General features: G+C 50.0%; 14 protein-coding genes and 1 tRNA gene. 4 read left to right on the top strand and 11 right to left on the bottom strand.

Features of this window, described 5'->3' with window-relative positions; translation table 11 throughout:
* Positions 1-48 precede the first annotated feature (48 nt).
* The 3 genes from AACH41_RS01695 to AACH41_RS01685 form a co-directional block, all read right to left on the bottom strand.
* A complete protein-coding gene (locus tag AACH41_RS01695; RefSeq protein ID WP_338656326.1) occupies positions 49-2,616 on the bottom strand; it encodes an EAL domain-containing protein in 2,568 nt (855 codons plus the stop codon).
* A 306-nt stretch (positions 2,617-2,922) separates the two neighbouring features.
* Entirely contained in the window at positions 2,923-3,582 is a 660-nt protein-coding gene (locus AACH41_RS01690) for a pyridoxamine 5'-phosphate oxidase family protein (RefSeq protein ID WP_194749152.1), read from the bottom strand.
* A 287-nt stretch (positions 3,583-3,869) separates the two neighbouring features.
* Positions 3,870-4,325, bottom strand: a complete 456-nt coding sequence (locus AACH41_RS01685) for a hypothetical protein (RefSeq protein WP_275356524.1) — start codon at positions 4,323-4,325, stop codon at positions 3,870-3,872.
* Positions 4,326-4,625: 300 nt separating this feature from the next.
* Here AACH41_RS01685 and AACH41_RS01680 point away from each other — a divergent pair, with 300 nt between their 5' ends.
* Positions 4,626-6,872, top strand: a complete 2,247-nt coding sequence (locus tag AACH41_RS01680; RefSeq protein ID WP_338656325.1) for an EAL domain-containing protein — start codon at positions 4,626-4,628, stop codon at positions 6,870-6,872.
* A 25-nt stretch (positions 6,873-6,897) separates the two neighbouring features.
* Here AACH41_RS01680 and AACH41_RS01675 read toward each other — a convergent pair whose 3' ends face one another.
* The 3 genes from AACH41_RS01675 to AACH41_RS01665 form a co-directional block, all read right to left on the bottom strand.
* On the bottom strand, positions 6,898-7,632 hold the full coding sequence (locus AACH41_RS01675; protein WP_338656324.1) for a hypothetical protein: 735 nt from the start codon (positions 7,630-7,632) through the stop codon (positions 6,898-6,900).
* A gap of 206 nt (positions 7,633-7,838) precedes the next feature.
* Positions 7,839-8,273 (bottom strand): hypothetical protein, encoded by a 435-nt coding sequence (locus tag AACH41_RS01670; protein WP_338656322.1) that lies wholly within the window; start codon positions 8,271-8,273, stop codon positions 7,839-7,841.
* 444 nt (positions 8,274-8,717) lie between these two features.
* A complete protein-coding gene (locus AACH41_RS01665) occupies positions 8,718-9,041 on the bottom strand; it encodes a hypothetical protein (RefSeq protein ID WP_275356520.1) in 324 nt (107 codons plus the stop codon).
* A 339-nt stretch (positions 9,042-9,380) separates the two neighbouring features.
* Here AACH41_RS01665 and AACH41_RS01660 point away from each other — a divergent pair, with 339 nt between their 5' ends.
* Both AACH41_RS01660 and AACH41_RS01655 read left to right on the top strand, forming a co-directional pair.
* A complete protein-coding gene (locus AACH41_RS01660) occupies positions 9,381-9,698 on the top strand; it encodes a DUF4398 domain-containing protein (protein ID WP_338656320.1) in 318 nt (105 codons plus the stop codon).
* Positions 9,698-10,636, top strand: coding sequence for an OmpA family protein (locus AACH41_RS01655; RefSeq protein WP_338656319.1), 939 nt, complete (start codon positions 9,698-9,700; stop codon positions 10,634-10,636). The genes AACH41_RS01660 and AACH41_RS01655 overlap by 1 nt, the downstream gene beginning before the upstream one ends.
* 87 nt (positions 10,637-10,723) lie before the next feature.
* Here AACH41_RS01655 and AACH41_RS01650 read toward each other — a convergent pair.
* The 5 genes from AACH41_RS01650 to rpsU form a co-directional block, all read right to left on the bottom strand.
* A tRNA-Ile gene (locus tag AACH41_RS01650) sits at positions 10,724-10,802 on the bottom strand.
* Between the two features lie 20 nt (positions 10,803-10,822).
* Positions 10,823-12,772 carry an RNA polymerase sigma factor RpoD gene (gene rpoD / locus AACH41_RS01645; protein WP_338656318.1) on the bottom strand — a complete coding sequence of 650 codons (1,950 nt, stop codon included), beginning with the start codon at positions 12,770-12,772 and terminating at the stop codon, positions 10,823-10,825.
* Positions 12,773-12,921: 149 nt separating this feature from the next.
* On the bottom strand, positions 12,922-14,661 hold the full coding sequence (dnaG, locus tag AACH41_RS01640) for a DNA primase (protein ID WP_338656316.1): 1,740 nt from the start codon (positions 14,659-14,661) through the stop codon (positions 12,922-12,924).
* Positions 14,662-14,739: 78 nt separating this feature from the next.
* Positions 14,740-15,183 carry a GatB/YqeY domain-containing protein gene (locus tag AACH41_RS01635; RefSeq protein ID WP_194749142.1) on the bottom strand — a complete coding sequence of 148 codons (444 nt, stop codon included), beginning with the start codon at positions 15,181-15,183 and terminating at the stop codon, positions 14,740-14,742.
* Between the two features lie 151 nt (positions 15,184-15,334).
* A complete protein-coding gene (rpsU, locus tag AACH41_RS01630; RefSeq protein ID WP_018987466.1) occupies positions 15,335-15,547 on the bottom strand; it encodes a 30S ribosomal protein S21 in 213 nt (70 codons plus the stop codon).
* A 139-nt stretch (positions 15,548-15,686) separates the two neighbouring features.
* Here rpsU and tsaD point away from each other — a divergent pair, with 139 nt between their 5' ends.
* Positions 15,687-16,709, top strand: a complete 1,023-nt coding sequence (gene tsaD / locus AACH41_RS01625; protein ID WP_338656314.1) for a tRNA (adenosine(37)-N6)-threonylcarbamoyltransferase complex transferase subunit TsaD — start codon at positions 15,687-15,689, stop codon at positions 16,707-16,709.
* Positions 16,710-16,753: the final 44 nt, after the last annotated feature.

Below are 16,753 nucleotides of genomic sequence, written 5' to 3'. Positions count from 1 at the left end.
TCATAAAAAGGCCCAAGCCGTGCTTGGGCCTTTTTTCATATGTGCGAACTAACCCTGCAGCAGCGCAGCTTCTTGCCGCGATTGTTGCACCAGCATTTGCTCAAAGGCCTCAGCAGGCACAGGCGGGGAATAGAAAAACCCCTGGGCAAAATCACAATGGATATCCATCAGCAAATCACGCTGCAGTGCGGTCTCCACCCCTTCAGCGATCACTTTCAGGCCTAGCTTATGCGCCATGACAATGATGGCCTCACACAAGACATAACTTTCATTGCCCGCATTCAGGTTACGGGTAAAGGACTGATCAATTTTCAAATAATCAATATCAAATTTACTGAGGTAAGAAAGCGAAGAATAGCCAGTTCCAAAATCATCGATCGCAACTTGAATCCCCAAGTCGCGATAGTACAATAAGCGCTGCTCGACGACCGGGTCGGGATTCAGTAACAAGCCTTCGGTAATTTCAACCACCAGATGCTTGCCTGCCAGCGCGTTATCCTGCAAGATTTTTCCCCAGTCATGATGAAAGCGTTGCGGGTCAACGAATTGCACCGGAGACTTGTTGACGCTAATGGCAAATGCCTCCCCCACCAGCGGCTGCCATTTGGACGCATGCGCGACCGCCCGAGAAAAAATCCAATTACCCATCGCAACAATGTCCCCCGTTTCTTCGGCCACGGGAATAAAGAGCGCCGGACTGATCAGTCCGCGTTCAGGATGCTGCCAGCGCATCAGCGCTTCGGCTTTGACGATCTTGCCCGTGTTCAAACTCACAATCGGCTGGTAGTAATCGCGCAACTCATCCTTTTCAAGGGCCGCCTTCAGGTCCCGTGCCAACATCACGCGTTGCGACATGGCCTCTTTAATCGCTAGCGAGAAAAAACGCAGGTTATTACGGCCCCGACTTTTTGCCTCATACATGGCCTGATCCGCATGCTGTATCATTTCTTCAGCATTGATGGCATCCTCGGGATACTGGCTGATGCCGATACTGACCGTGACATAGACGCGCTCCCCGCCAAGAATGGTGGCTTTAGAGATCTCCTGCATCAACTGCTGGCCGAATGCTTGCAAATCGGCACAGGCAGACTCTGGTGCAATAATGGCAAACTCATCCCCGCCCAGCCTGGCCACCTCCATATGATCATACAAGCATTGGCGTATCCGTTGGCCGATCTCAATCAACAACTCATCCCCATGCCGGTGACCGAGCGTATCATTGACCTCTTTAAAGCGGTCTAAGTCGAGCAACAACAGGCTGAGTTTTTGCTGTTGGGTTGCCGCCTCGGCAATCGCCTCTTTGAGGTGGCGATTGAAATAATGGCGGTTAGGTAATTGGGTCAGGCTATCATAATTGGCCTGTTGCCAAATCGCAGCATCGGCCTGCTTCTTATCCGTGATATCAATATGCGTACCGCGCATCATCCACGGCTGCCCGTCGGCTGTACGCGAAATCAGCCGCCCCCGATCCGCGATCCACAACCAGCGCCCGTCTTTATGTTGCATGCGGATATCGCACTCATAAAAGGCAATCTCGCCTTTGAGGTGCTGTTCAACCAAGGCCATGGCCATTTTCCAGTCATCCGGATGCGTCAGACGTTTTGGCGCCTCTACGCCTAAAGGCTGGATATCTTCGAGTTGATATCCCAGAATTTCTGCCCAGCGATGATTAAACTGGCACGCTCCGGTTTGTACATTCCACTCCCAGGTGCCCGCACGCGTCGCATCAATGATTTCAGTCAGACGCAATCGCTCCAGTTCCAGCTCGGCACGCTTGCTTTCAATTTCAGCGGTCTTTCTTTTCACCGCGAGTCTTAGCATAAACACCAGCAATACCAAACTCACGGCAACGATGAATGCCACAGCCAACATCCATAACGCTTGCCCTTCATAGAGGTCTTGCTGCAAGGGACGGCCCTTCCATCGTGCCTCAATCGCAGCCATTTCAGCCGGGGTGATGGCCGCCATGCCTTTTTCAATCAAGGCCAGAATGGGCTCATTGCCCTTTTTTACCGCCCGGTGAAACTCGCCGTGATAAAGGGTAAAAGCACGCAGTACTTTTTGATCCGCCTTTGCGCGATACAGATAATAGCTAGCCGGATAATCATCCATACACAGGATCTTGATTTCGCCCTTGAGCGTGGCGGTGATCATCTCTTCATAATTGTTATATAGCCGAAACGATTGAACCCCGGCTTGCTTCAGGTGAAAAATACAGCCATCGCCTTTTTGCACACCGACGGTAAAGCCACTCAGATGGCTGGAGGATGCCAGGCCACTTATGCTTTTATGCGCATAAATGCCCACCGGGAGCGTGGCATAAGGGGTACTGAAACTGAAGCGCTGTTCACGTTCGGGATCCTGATAAATCATCTCGATCACATCAGCATGCCCGCTCAACAATTGCTGTAGCGCCTGCTCCCAGACCATGGCAAGCAAGGTCACCTTCACCCCGGTTTTTTGCTCCCACAACTTCCAGGTATCCACCACAATGCCCACCGTATTGCCATTTGCGTCCTTAAACAAATAGGGCGGGTAATTATCATCACTGGTAACAGTAATGGTCTGTTCTGCACATCCGATACCAGGCTGCATCAAGCCCATCAAGCACAGCATGCAACCAGCAAGTATCGACACCTTTCGCATGGCGAAATACCGTAGAGATCTCTTTGCACCCTGATGAATCACGTTGACGCCACCCCCGCGGCACCATAGAGATGGTCACCTTATAGATTGATAACAATTCTATGTCGAACAATTATTTATCTTGAGAAATATGATGCATATCGTACATTGATAAAGATACATGAAAATAGCAAAGGCCTCTATCAGAAAACGCAAATCTATTTGCGTTCTGCTGAGAGAGGCCAGTGAATACTGCTTTCGCAGAGTCTATAAGAGCCTTATGAGGTCTGGTGTGAACTAAGCATCTGGTGCGCCAGCCTTGATCCTGGCGATCCAGTCTTCGACCTGAATGAAGCCTGCTTGTTGTGCTTTTTGTGCATCGGCTTCAGAGATCACGTCTTGCACAAATTCCAACCGTTTCCATTCAGCCAACGGGGTTTCGCATTGTGCAGAAGGGACGTAGCGCGAGGCACTTTCGCGCTGATAGCGGTGAATATAGCGTGGACAGTTTTGCCAGAGCTCGGACAAACTTACCTTGACAACAAACTCAGCCTCTTTGTAATGCGCCAACAAAGCTGGATCGGTTGAGACCTCACTGACGCCCTGCAAGCGGATACGATGCGGGCGCTCAAATGAAATAAACAGCAGCCCTACCTCGCCGTTACCCACCATATTGCCTACCGACAGCTGCATACCGTTGCCATTGTAGATCGGGAACATCAGCGTCTGGCTGTCCAGCACGCGGACAAATCCAGGAAAACCACCTTTGTAAGACACCGTAGGTCTGCCATTATGGTCCACCGTAGACAGGAAAAACATATCCAGTGACTCAATAAAGCCCTTGGCATCCTCATCAATTTCCGTTTTACAGGCAATTTCCTCAATACGGTCAGCCAGTTTTCTGGTGCCCTGGGCATCTTGCACCTGACGATGTATCTCTCCGAATAAGCGACTCATAACTCCCCCAATTGGTTAAACGTAGGTTTGCTGCAATCAATCCAATGACTGCAGCTATCTTAGCTTATTTGGCGCATCATACTTGATTTAAACGGCACTATGTATGGTCTGAACAGTGGTTTCAACGAAAGGGGAACGATGTCTACAGGCACCAAACCGGCAAGCATCGCAGATGGGAAAAGACAGGCGCGCTCAAGCCGGTGATGCCGAATGCTGTTTCACAGCAGAGCCACAAACATCAAAAAGCCCCAGTGAATGAGGGGCTTTTTGATGCGTTTTTAATGATGTTAGGACTTGAAAAACTGGATAGGAAAACTGCGCTTCTGATCATCCACACAAATTCCATCACCAATCACGTAGACGCTACCGAGCAAGCCATCGCCCTCAATATTGATTTTAAAGTCACAATTAAGCACGGCTTTTTGGTTAGCAATTAAAAAGCTTTTGCCTGAATAGGCACGACGAACCACCGCATCAGAGGCACTTTGTGCATCCACCGTACGGATCACCGGGGCCACCGTACTGGTGGCGGTCCACTTGCCAGCAAGCTTGCCATAAGGTGAGTCGTCGAAGTCGATATCGCCATCGTTACTAATATCATTAATCATGATACTTCCCGTATAGACCGCCCCATCCGTACCGATCAATTGCGCTTTATTTTTATAGACGCCCAGCTTTACCATGTTTACAGAACAGCCAGCCAACAGCAATATCGCTGTCAGCAATACACCCATTTTTTTCATTCACCGGACTCCCTTAGCCAGTTATTTATTCAATGCACACCCTCATGCGCAGCCTTACCGGTTAACACCGTTATGATTAGTCTAACAGTCCTTCACTTATTTTTGATGACAGGTGCTTTCCATTGTAGGCAGAAGTTTGACACCTCCGCGAACACGCATTATCCATCATAGTCTAACTTAACGCATACTCACAGTGTTATATAAAAAACTGTATAAAAGCCTTTATATTTTGCATTTCACGCCGTTATAGTCACATACAATTTACAGATAAATTATCCAAAAACCATTGGGGGTTGAATCATGGCTTGCCGCAGAGTGAAAGGGCTATGTTCGGTCGTCCATATTCTTGGTCGCCTGTGTCTGATGCTAGGCATAGGTTTTAGCGGAGCAATGCTACAGGCAGAAGAAATTTTGCCAGGCGAGTTCCCACCATCAAATGCATTGGCACTCACACCACAAGAGCGTGATTGGCTGCAGCAAAACCCACGCCTCAAGGTCGCAGTGAAAAGTGGCTGGATGCCCGTAGAGTTTCAGCTGGAAAATCACAACCATGCCGGTGTCTCCATCCAGTATCTGGAGCAGATCAGCCAGCTCACCGGTTTAACCTTTGTTATTGTCAACGATCATGACAATCTCACCCCGGCTGACGCGCCGCTCATGACAGGGATACGTGGTCAAAATCCGCCAGCCGGCTTTCAATTGCTCAAACAACCCTATCTGGTCACAGTCAATGCCATTTACATGGCCGCTAATCACCCTCTGGCACATCATGAAATCAGCCTGCGTGATCTCACAGACAAAACGGTTGCCGTATTCAAGGGCGGCCCCGTCGCACAAAAACTTAAAAATGAAGTCCCCACGATCAAAATCAAACTGATTGATATCGCGGATGAGGCGTTTGATGATTTGCAGTCGGGCTATGTCGATGCCTACGTTGGCAATGAGCTGGTCCTGGACTATCACATCGACTTGCATAAAATCCAGAACATCAAGAAAGTAGGCATCACCGCTATCACCAGTGACGTCTGGATGGGGGTAGACGCAAATCTGCCAACATTGGTCAGCATACTCAATAAAGCGACACAACAGATTGGCACCAATCCGCCCGAGATTATGAATACCTGGAAAGCCTCGCCTGCGCCAGAGCGGACACAATACCTGATTGCGGTCCCGGGAGTGCTTGCCTTGCTTTTGTTTCTGCAACTGCTAAAAGTCTACCGCAGCAGCAAAAAACAGGCGGTGGCCGCACAGCAGGAGATTTGGTTCCAGGCTAATCACGACTTTCTCACCAAGCTCCCTAACCGCTTTCAGTTAAAAAATGAAATTGAGCAGGCCATGCAACAGGCCCGCGAATCCAAGCAGTCCCTAGGGGTCATCATTATTGATCTCGATAACTTTAAGCAGATTAACGATACGGCTGGGCATGCTTTTGGCGACGAAGTGCTGATCCAGGTCGCCGCACGCATACAATGCATGATACAACCGCCCAGCCTCACCGCCCGCTTTGGCGGAGATGAGTTTTTGATGATGCTGCCAGGCATTGATCAAGCAGGTCTACAGGCTCTGTGTGAAAAACTATTGCAAGTAATGTCGCCACTCTTCGAGGTTCAGTCCAAAACAGTAAGCGTGTCTATGAGTATAGGGGCGGCGCTTTTTCCCGACCATGGTCAAGATGCCGACGAGCTGATTATGTTTGCCGACCAGGCGCTGTATCAGGCCAAGAAGTCAGGAAAACATCAATGTGTGCTGTTCAATCAGGCCATTTATGAAGAGTTTGCACGCAAAATGCAACTGATCGAGGCGCTTAAAGAGGCAATTCCCCAACAGCAACTGTCACTGCATTATCAGCCCATCTTTCGCTTGAGTAATCTGCACTGTGAAAAACTGGAGGCCTTGTTACGCTGGCAACACCCGCAACTGGGCATGATCCCGCCAGACGTGTTTATCCCCATTGCAGAAGAACATAATTTTATTATTGCGCTTGGCGAATGGGTGTTTGCACAAATCATTCAAGACCTGCAAAAGATCCAGCAACAGTTTGGCAAGGTAGAAATCTGCATTAATATTTCGTCCCTGCAATTTGCACACCCTGCCAGCCTGGAGCAATTTCTCGTCACCCTCAACGCACAACATATTCCCGGAGAACAGTTCTGTTTTGAAATCACCGAACGGCTATTGCTGGACTCCTCAGTCAATACAATGGCGATGCTCAGCAATCTGCATCATGCAGGGATTAAACTGGCGATTGACGACTTTGGGACGGGCTATTCCTCGCTCGCCTATCTGCATAAATTCATGATTGATTATGTCAAAATCGACAAATCCTTCATCAGCAGCCTGACAGAAAATGAAAAAAATCAGGCCTTATGCAAAACGATGATTTATATGGGCAATCAGCTCAATATCAAACTGATTGCCGAGGGCGTAGAAACACAGGATCAAGAAACCCTGCTCAAGCAGATGGGCTGTCACTACTCACAAGGTTACTTAAGAGCAAAACCGCATCCACTGATTGCTGTAAAAGAATCGCTCATTCAGCAAGATTGAATCGCATCAGATCGTTAGACAACCCTTACTGAATGGCACTGAGCCGATCAATCTCGAGGTTGTTTTCTATGGTATGACATTGCAACACTTCAGCATCACCTTTCACCAGCGTCAGCTTCTCTACCGTATTGATATTGCTGGCAAACTTGCCATCCAGTTCGCCACATTTTTTTGTACGATGGCTAGCAAAATTCAAATACTCTTTTTTTCTGCCCTCAAGCTGAACGGCAGGTACCGCGCTATCGTTCATATAGGCCGCATAGGCACTTCTGAGCCTGAGTTCGGATACACTCCAGATATTAAAAACAATCATTTTTTTGGAGCTGTCTTTTTGTAAATTCTCTTCACTTGTTGCTGCAGGCACCGGATTCGTTGCCACATGTGCATGGGGTGTTACAACTGTCGTTGAGGCTGGCTGCTCGGTGGCTGGCTCAGGCGATGCATTTTTTTTGTGAGCAAGGGTATCCGTTTTTTTGCTCGCTTTTTTCACCGGCATCTCCTCTGATTCAGGGGCTGGCGTCGTCTCAGACACAGCCTGTGTCAGCTCGCTAGTTACTTGTGCGCTCACCTCGGGGGCAGCCACGGCAGAGACCTGATTTTGAATACGCAGGGTTGCTGCGCTGCCCTCTTCGCGCTCCTCTCCCTTGATAATCAGGCCGAGCAAGATGACGATCAGCACACCTATCAATAGCACATTGATTTTACCAATCTGGATTTCGCCACGCTGAGTAGGCGCAAAATGATATGAGCAGTAGATCATGGTAGGCAAACCCTTATCCCCAAGGGTTGTGTTTGATGTTGAAGATAATGCATATTTCCACAAATTCGGTCAGGTATAGTTTTACGCCAATAGGATATGCAATCTCTAACAATGCCTTAAAAAGAAATAAATTTCAATCATTGCCATTATGTTTACACCCTTTTTCATACATTCTCACCAATGCTTAGCCAATCAAGGCAGCGCATTTAAGCCATCACACGTTTGACTGCACGAAAATGAACCGGCTGCACAGGCAAATGAGCCGTTGCAAGATAAGTGCGGGCAAGGGGTACCTCTTGCTGCAAGCGCGGCTCTGCAGACGACGCCATCTCTTCCTCGGCTTCCTCACGGAACAAGGCATCTCTCAAATGCGTATCCGCACCAGCCTCATTGATCATGGGCGCATTCGTGTAAGTCAACTTGCCATTGAATCCAACGAGTACTTGAGTATCAGCAGGCACGATCGCTGTCGCTTCCACCGCCTTTGCATGCACTTTGACTGACGTTGAATCATCTACTGACAGAATCGTGAAGTACATTCCTATGCACATCACAATTAAGGCCGCAGAAACTGCGCCCATTGTAATGGCAAGTAGAGAGAGTGCACTTGTAAATGTACGCGGTGATGTTGTTTTTGGCATATTAACCTCCCCAATCACTGATGACTGTTTTCACATAGCCTCTATGATCCAATAATCAACCACCTGAACGAATACACATCAGGCTGAACCTCTTGTAGGAATTTTCGTACAAGACAGGACAAACCAGGATCATTGGTGCCCTTGAGTTAAAATGAGAAGATTTCAGCCATACAAAGTAAAAAGCACCTCCGAAGAGATGCTTTTTTTGCATTGAGATCAATATGCGTTTAATCGAATGCAGGGTTTGGTTTACCCCGCTGCACATAACCGAGATTACGTTCAGTGGTCCTAGTGGTAAATCAAGCCCTCAGTCGCATCATGCCGGGATAGCACCAAGTTGCCTATAGGAGTTTTTCCCGAATTGATTCATTAACAACCAACCCTCCCTATTTGGTGATGGCTAAAACCATACCGCTAGCATCTTTCGTTGCCAGGCAGCGCCAGTTAGTGATGATGCTCATGCTTGTTTTCTTTGCTACCGTCTTCGTGATGATGCTCATGTTCATTTGCATGGCCGTCACTCCCATGATGGTGCTCATGTTCATCCGCATGACCATCTTTGCCATGGTGATGCTCGTGCTCATCCGCATGGCCGTCCTTACCGTGGTGATGCTCATGCTCATCCGCGTGTCCGTCTTTACCATGGTGGTGCTCATGCTCGTCCACGTGCCCATCGCTCCATTTATCCGCAGCAATCACATTCGTTGTAGCTGTCAAATAGAAAAAACCCAGCACTAAAGCCGCAATGACTTGTTTAGGATTACCCATCGTTTACCTTTCAAAAAATCGGACTTTCATTCTAGTAAGCGCGTGATTTTTAATCAAATACTTCATGGATTAATCCGTGTTTGCAGCGGTAATGACGATTCAGTTAGAGGATTATCCGATCGATGCAAGTAAAGCAAACAAGCCCGATGGCTTATGTACGCCAGTGCACGGAGCATTCAACTGTCGTCTGGAATACTTGTATGCACCAGGTACTAAGTGCCTCGATTCATACAAGGAGAAACACATGGCACACACATTACATTTACCACAGGCAAAGAGTCATCGCCTGTTGTCCTGGGGCTTGGCCTCCGCATTTACAGCATTGTTGCTGCTCAGTGGTTGCGCCTCAACACCCAAACCGCCAACTTCTGCGTGCAAGCCGCGGAGCAAGCAATCGCGAGTGCAGAAAGAGCAAGTGTTGCGGATTATGCTGCAGTCGAACTGAGTACAGCACGCGACAAACTCTCTGCAGCGCACAGCGCAGTACAAGAACAAAAAATGATTCTGGCACAACGCCTTGCCCAACAGGCACGCGCTGACGCTGAGTTGGCCTCCGCCCTAGCCGAAGTGGCAAAAGCCCGTGTGGTTAACGAGCAGATGCAAAAAGGGACTGACACATTAAAAATGGAAATGAAGCGCAAGACAGGAGATCAATAATGAAACCACAAATTTTTAACGCTAGAACACTCATATCCACCGCTGTGGCATCCATCTTGTTGGTGGCATGTACAGCCAGACAAATACAACCAGAAGCGGTCAACAATGCCCGCAGTAAATTGACCATGTTGCAATCTAATCAGCCTCTGGCAAGCCAGGCCCCCGTCGCGATCAAGGAGGCCGAAGTGGCAGTCCGTGCTGCCGAGGTATCTCAAGGCGACAAAGAACAAGTTGCGCACCTGATGTACATCGCAGAACGCAAGGTCGATACCGCACAAGCACTGGCCGAAAGTCGCCTGCTCGTTGAGCAACGCACGGCCTTGAGCCAGCAACGGGAAACTGCACGCCTCGACTCCCGGACAAAAGAAGTTGATATTGCACGCAGCAACGCTGATTCCGCGCGGATAGAAACATTAGCGGCGCAAAAGGAGGTTGAGAACGCGCGCAGCAATGCAGAATCCTCACGGCTCAAAACACTGGCTGCACAACAAGAGTCAGCGAATGCGCAACAGAAAGCTGCTGATTTGCAACGCCAGATTGCAGAACTCAACGCCAAGCCAACCGAACGTGGCCTCGTTGTAACGCTAGGCGACGTGTTGTTTGACACCGGCAAAGCTGAGCTAAAAAGTGGTGCGACGACAAATTTAGCCAAACTTGCGACCTTCCTCAATCAGCATCAAAATCGCTCTGTGATGATCGAAGGCCACACAGACACTGTCGACAATGCTGACTACAATCAAGCATTGTCACAGCGTCGCGCAGACTCGGTTAAGGGCTGGCTAATGAAACAGGGCATCCATTCAGACCGCCTCGTGACTGCTGGCAAGGGTGAAACCTCACCAGTCTCGGGCAATGATAGTGCATCTGGGCGCCAGTTAAACCGTCGTGTTGAAGTCATCATTGAAAATACAGACGCTAATGTTGATGAAAAAACATAATGACTCTCAGCTGTACCGAATGCGTATCTTCTACGCATAGCACAACAAGAAAAGGGCTTAGGATTCAACCTAAGCCCTTGATTCTATTGGTGGCCCCTCTGTGAGTCGAACACAGCACCAACGGATTATGAGTCCGCTGCTCTAACCAAGCATGAGCTAAGGGGCCGGAAAGCGTGGGATTATAAACTAATCCTGACCGTTTTCTAAGAAGCTGCGCAGACGCTCCGAGCGGGTCGGGTGACGCAATTTACGCAGGGCCTTAGCTTCAATCTGGCGGATACGTTCGCGGGTGACATCAAACTGTTTGCCGACTTCTTCCAGCGTGTGGTCGGTGTTCATTTCAATACCAAAGCGCATACGCAGCACTTTGGCTTCGCGTGGGGTCAATGACTCCAGCACTTCACTGGTGGCGTCACGCAGACTGGCATATACGGCAGCATCCATTGGGGCCAGAGTGGTGTTGTCTTCAATAAAGTCACCCAAATGGCTGTCTTCATCGTCACCAATTGGCGTTTCCATGGAGATCGGCTCTTTGCTGATTTTGAGGATTTTTCGGATTTTTTCTTCCGGCATATCCATTTTTTCAGCCAGCGTTGCCGGATCAGGTTCTAGGCCAGTTTCTTGCAGAATCTGGCGGCTGATACGGTTCATCTTGTTAATGGTTTCGATCATGTGTACCGGGATACGGATGGTACGTGCCTGGTCAGCGATAGAACGGGTAATCGCCTGGCGAATCCACCATGTTGCATAGGTAGAGAATTTGTAACCACGGCGGTACTCAAACTTATCCACGGCTTTCATCAGGCCGATGTTACCTTCCTGGATCAGGTCGAGGAACTGCAAGCCACGGTTGGTGTATTTTTTAGCAATTGAAATCACCAGACGCAGGTTAGCCTCGATCATTTCGCGTTTGGCGCGACGGGCACGGGCTTCGCCGGTGGTCATTTGCTTGTTGATTTCACGCAACTCTTTAATTGGCAAACCAACGCGGGTTTGCAGGTTTTGCAAACGCTCTTGCTGGTCGAGGATAGAGTGTCTAAAGCGCTCTAAACGCTCACCGTAGGCAGGTTTACCTGCCAGCTCGTCATCCAACCAGTTAAGGTTGATTTCGTTGCCAACAAAGCTCTTGATGAATTGCTGGCGTGGCATATTGGCTTTTTCTACGCAGAAATCCATGATTTTGCGCTCGTGCGTACGCACTTCTTCGACCATGTTGCGCACTTGGTCGCACAATGCTTCAACCTGTTTGGCAGAGAAGCGGAAAGCGGTCAGCTCGTCGAGCACTTGCTGATGCAAAGTCTTGTACTCGGCATCGTTTGTACCTTTAGCCTCGCGGATATTGTTCATTTTGGTATTGGCGGCACGAATCACGGCAAAGCGTGACAGGACCTCTTCTTTGAGTTTTGCCAAGGCCTCGGCCGAAAGCGCAGATGCTTTGGCATCGCTGTCTTCGTCCTCGTCTTCGTCTTCTTCGTCGGCGGCTTCCTCTTCTTCAGCATCCGCCACGGCCAAGGCGTCATCCAGACCGAGGTCGCTGTCGATCAAACCATCGACCAGCTCATCCACGCTCATTTCGTTTTTTTCGACTTTGTCCACCATCTCCAGCAGTTGGGCGATGGTGGTTGGACAGGCGGCAATCGCCTGCACCATATGCTTGAGGCCGTCCTCAATACGCTTGGCGATCTCAATCTCGCCTTCACGGGTCAACAGATCAACGGTACCCATTTCGCGCATGTACATACGCACGGGGTCAGTTGTACGCCCAAACTCTGAATCAACCGTAGCCAATGCCTGCTCTGCTTCTTCAGCGGCATCTTCATCTGTCACGGCAGGGGGTGCATCAGACATCAGCAACACTTCGGCGTCCGGGGCTTCTTCATACACCTGGATACCCATGTCGTTGATCATGCCGATAATGCTCTCGATCTGCTCGGAGTCTTGTACATCATCCGGCAGGTGATCATTAATTTCGGCGTAAGTCAGGTAACCGCGCTCTTTACCTAATACAATCAGGGTTTTGAGGCGTGTACGACGTGCCTCGGCATCCATTGCCTGGGTGGCGGGGTCTTTGTGTGTTTCGACTTCGTTGATTCCGAGTTCTTTGTCTAAACTTTTATCTGCTTTGGGTCTGGCCATGGCCGATTCCACCTCTAAAATGATTGATGCCGAGTGCTGGCAAACGCTGCAGGCACATCACTCGATTTAACATTACGGGAAACCCTCTATTTTACCAGATTTTTGCACGTTTTTTAAGCATGCCCTCACGGTTTTTAGGGAATTACCGACTAGCGCTTGCTGGTTAATTGCCGCAAGGCTTCACGATCTGCTTCAGACAACATTGAAAATGGCTTTTCAGTTAACTGCCCCAACAGGGAATTTTCACGTGCAGTGACCGCCATGTCTGATAATTGGGTACATGCCCCCTCAAATTCAAGCGTAAAGTCCAGGCTTTCATCCAACAAAGACAACTCGCGCTGCAATTGGTGTCGTAGCGACTCAGAAATATACGGCGCAATCATCTGCAACAGCACCACAGGACGAGACTCAGGCTTGGCAATCGCCGCCTTCAACACCACGCGCAACATCTGCGCCTCATCACTCTCACCCGCCACCTGCTCGAGTAGCGCGGCCTGCGCCCATTGTGGCCGCATGAGCAACATCAACGCCAAACGCAGATGCAAAGATAACGGCGTACGCGAGCGTTGACGCACGGCTTTTTCCTTGGCTTTGGCGGTATTCGGCAATTTCAGCATGCGCTGCATTTCGCCTTGCGCCAGGCCGGTCATCTCGGCAACCTTTTTACGCAACAGCATGGCATAACGCGGCGCCTGAATTTGCTTAAGAATGGGCTCGGCGTCATTCAAGAATTGCACTTTATCCTCTTGCGAGGCCAGCGGGTTATGCTCACTTAAATGCTGAATGATATATTGCGACAAGGGCATGGCCTGATTCATCTCGGCCTCAAAGGCTTCTTTGCCAAACTCGCGCACAAAGCTGTCGGGGTCATGCTCGGCAGGCAAGAATAAAAACCGCAACTTGAGGCCATCTTTGATGGCAGGCAAGGCATTCATCACCGCGCGCCAGGCCGCAGTCCGCCCGGCTTTATCGCCATCAAAACTGAAAACGATTTCATCGGTTTGCCGCATCAGCTTGGCAATATGAAAAGGCGTAGTCGCCGTGCCCAACGCCGCGACGGCATATTCAATGCCATACTGCGCCAGCGCCACCACATCCATATATCCCTCCACCACCAACACCCGCCCCGCATCACGGATGGCGCGGCGCGCCATAAACAAGCCATACAATTCGTGCCCTTTTTGAAACACGGGCGTTTCCGGCGAGTTGTAATATTTGGGACTGTCTTCAGGGTTAATTACACGCCCCCCAAAGCCGATGACTTCCCCTTTTTGGTTATGGATAGGGAACATGATGCGGTCACGGAAACGATCGTAGCGACGACCCTGCTCGTTTTGCACCACCAGCCCGGCAGTTTCCAGCGGCTCGGCATCATATTGCGGAAAAACGGTTTGCAAATTTTGCCACCCGGCTGGCGCATAGCCAATCTGGAATTTTGCCGCGACCTGCCCGCTTAAGCCGCGTGCTTTCAGATAATCAATCGCCCGCGGTGATTTTTTTAACTCGGCTTTGTAATAATTGGCGGCCTGCTGCAAGGTCTCTTGCAAACTGAGTAGCACGGCTTTAGATGTTGGTGCAGGCTGGTTGGGATCACGCTGCTCCTGCGGCACGATCATGCCAACTTGCTTGGCGAGATCATGCACGGCCTCGACAAAGCTCAAGCCGTTATATTCCATCAAAAAACTCAAGGCCGAACCATGCGCGCCACAGCCAAAGCAATGGTAAAACTGCTTGGTCGGACTCACGGTAAAACTGGGGGATTTTTCGTTATGAAACGGGCAACAGGCTGAATAATTGGCCCCGGCTTTTTTCAGCGGAACAGACTTGTCGATGACATCGACAATATCTACGCGATTAAGCAGTTCTTGAATAAAACTTTCCGGGATCATAAATGCAAGTATCGCTGATGCGGGTCAAAAAAACAAAGGGCGCAAATGCGCCCCTGACTCAATGCCTGCAAAAACACACTATCCCAAGGCCACCTTGATCAAGCCAGACACTTTCGCCATATCTGCCTTACCGGCGACCAATGGTTTCACTGCACCCACCACTTTACCCATATCCTTGGCACCCGCTGCACCCGTTTCAGCAATCACTTTGGCGATCACCGCATTGATTTCCTCTTCGCTCAACTGGGCAGGCAAATAAGCCTGCAACACGGTGACTTCAAATTTTTCCTGATCAGCCAAATCCATGCGGTTAGCGCCTTCAAATGCAGCAATCGAATCACGACGCTGCTTGAGCATTTTCTCAATGGCGGCAATCACGGCATCATCGTCCAACTCAATACGCTCATCCACCTCGCGCTGCTTGATGGCGGCTTGCAACAAACGAATCACGCCCAGCTTGGGCATGTCTTTCGCCCGCATCGCGGTTTTCATGTCTTCAGAGATTTGTGCTTTCAGGCTCATAGCGGGGATTATTCTCAATTAAAGAAGGGCGTTAAAGCGTATGCTTTAAAAACAGCTAAAGGTTGCGGAAATCCACAACCTTCGCATATTTGTTTTTTCAAACCGGGTAGCCAAGGGATGACTTACCCGATTTGCACATCTACTTAAAAAATTAGTAGAGTTTGGTAGGCAACTGTTGGTTGCGCAGACGACGGTACTGACGCTTCACCGCGGCAGCTGCTTTACGCTTACGCTCCCAAGTTGGCTTCTCGTAGAACTCGCGAGCACGCAAGTCGTTCAACAAACCGGTTTTCTCAATCAAACGCTTGAAACGGCGCATTGCAACGTCAAACGGTTCGTTCTCTTTCACACGAATAGCGGTCATGTAATTCCCTATCCTTCAAATATTTGGTTAGACAATGGTGCTTGCGGATTGATGCAGCACTGAAAACCGCGTATTCTATCGCGCTTATTTGGATTTATCAATCCTTTCTGCAAAAAAACGTATGCGAGACTTATCTTAGATGTTGGTATTGGGTATCGAGTCTTCTTGTGACGAAACCGGAGTGGCATTATATGACACGCGCCGTGGGTTGCTGGCGCACGCCTTGCACTCGCAAATCGACATGCATGCAGCCTATGGCGGCGTCGTGCCGGAACTGGCCTCCCGTGACCATATCCGCCGTGCACTCCCACTCACGCAGCAAGTTCTGGCGCAAGCAGATAAAACCCTGCAAGACCTCGAAGGCATCGCTTACACGCAGGGTCCAGGCCTGGCGGGCGCCTTGCTGGTGGGCACCAGCATTGCACAATCGCTGGCCATGGCCCTGAATGTCCCGTCTGTGGGGGTGCATCACCTGGAAGGCCATCTACTGGCACCCATGCTCGAAGAAAACCCACCCGCCTTCCCGTTTGTCGCCTTGCTGGTCTCAGGCGGACATAGCCAACTCATGCGTGTGGATGGCATTGGCCAATATGAACTATTAGGCGACACGCTGGACGATGCGGCTGGCGAAGCCTTTGATAAAACGGCGAAACTCCTGGGTCTGGGCTATCCCGGCGGCCCAGCGGTGTCTAAACTGGCCGATCAGGGCAAGCCACAGTTTCAACTGCCACGCCCCATGCTCAACAGCCCGGATTTAAACTTCAGCTTTAGCGGCCTAAAAACGGCCGTGTTGACGCTGGTGAACAACCAGCCTGAAGTGAATGAAGAAACAATTAAAGATATTGCCTGGGAATTTCAAGAATCCGTCACCGAGATTCTGGTGCACAAATGCCTGAAGGCACTCAAACAGACCAAACTCAAACGACTGGTGGTGTCTGGCGGCGTAGGCGCCAACAAACGCCTGCGTACCCGGCTCAATGAAGCCGCCGCCAAACGTGGTATCAGCGTCAATTATCCACGCCTGGAGTTCTGCACCGATAACGGCGCCATGATTGCCTTTGCCGGTGCGATGCGCCTGCACGCCATGCAGCCAGGCAAGCAGGATTACAGCTTTAGCATCCGGCCGCGCTGGGATTTGGCTGAGCTCAAAGCCCCTCAGTGATTGCCTGCTAAAGGTCGTTGCTAGGCTGTATTTCTACCACCGAT

This window comes from Methylophilus sp. DW102 (assembly GCF_037076555.1).
Lineage (GTDB): Bacteria > Pseudomonadota > Gammaproteobacteria > Burkholderiales > Methylophilaceae > Methylophilus > Methylophilus glucosoxydans.
This window is presented reverse-complemented; position numbering and strand designations above follow the sequence as displayed.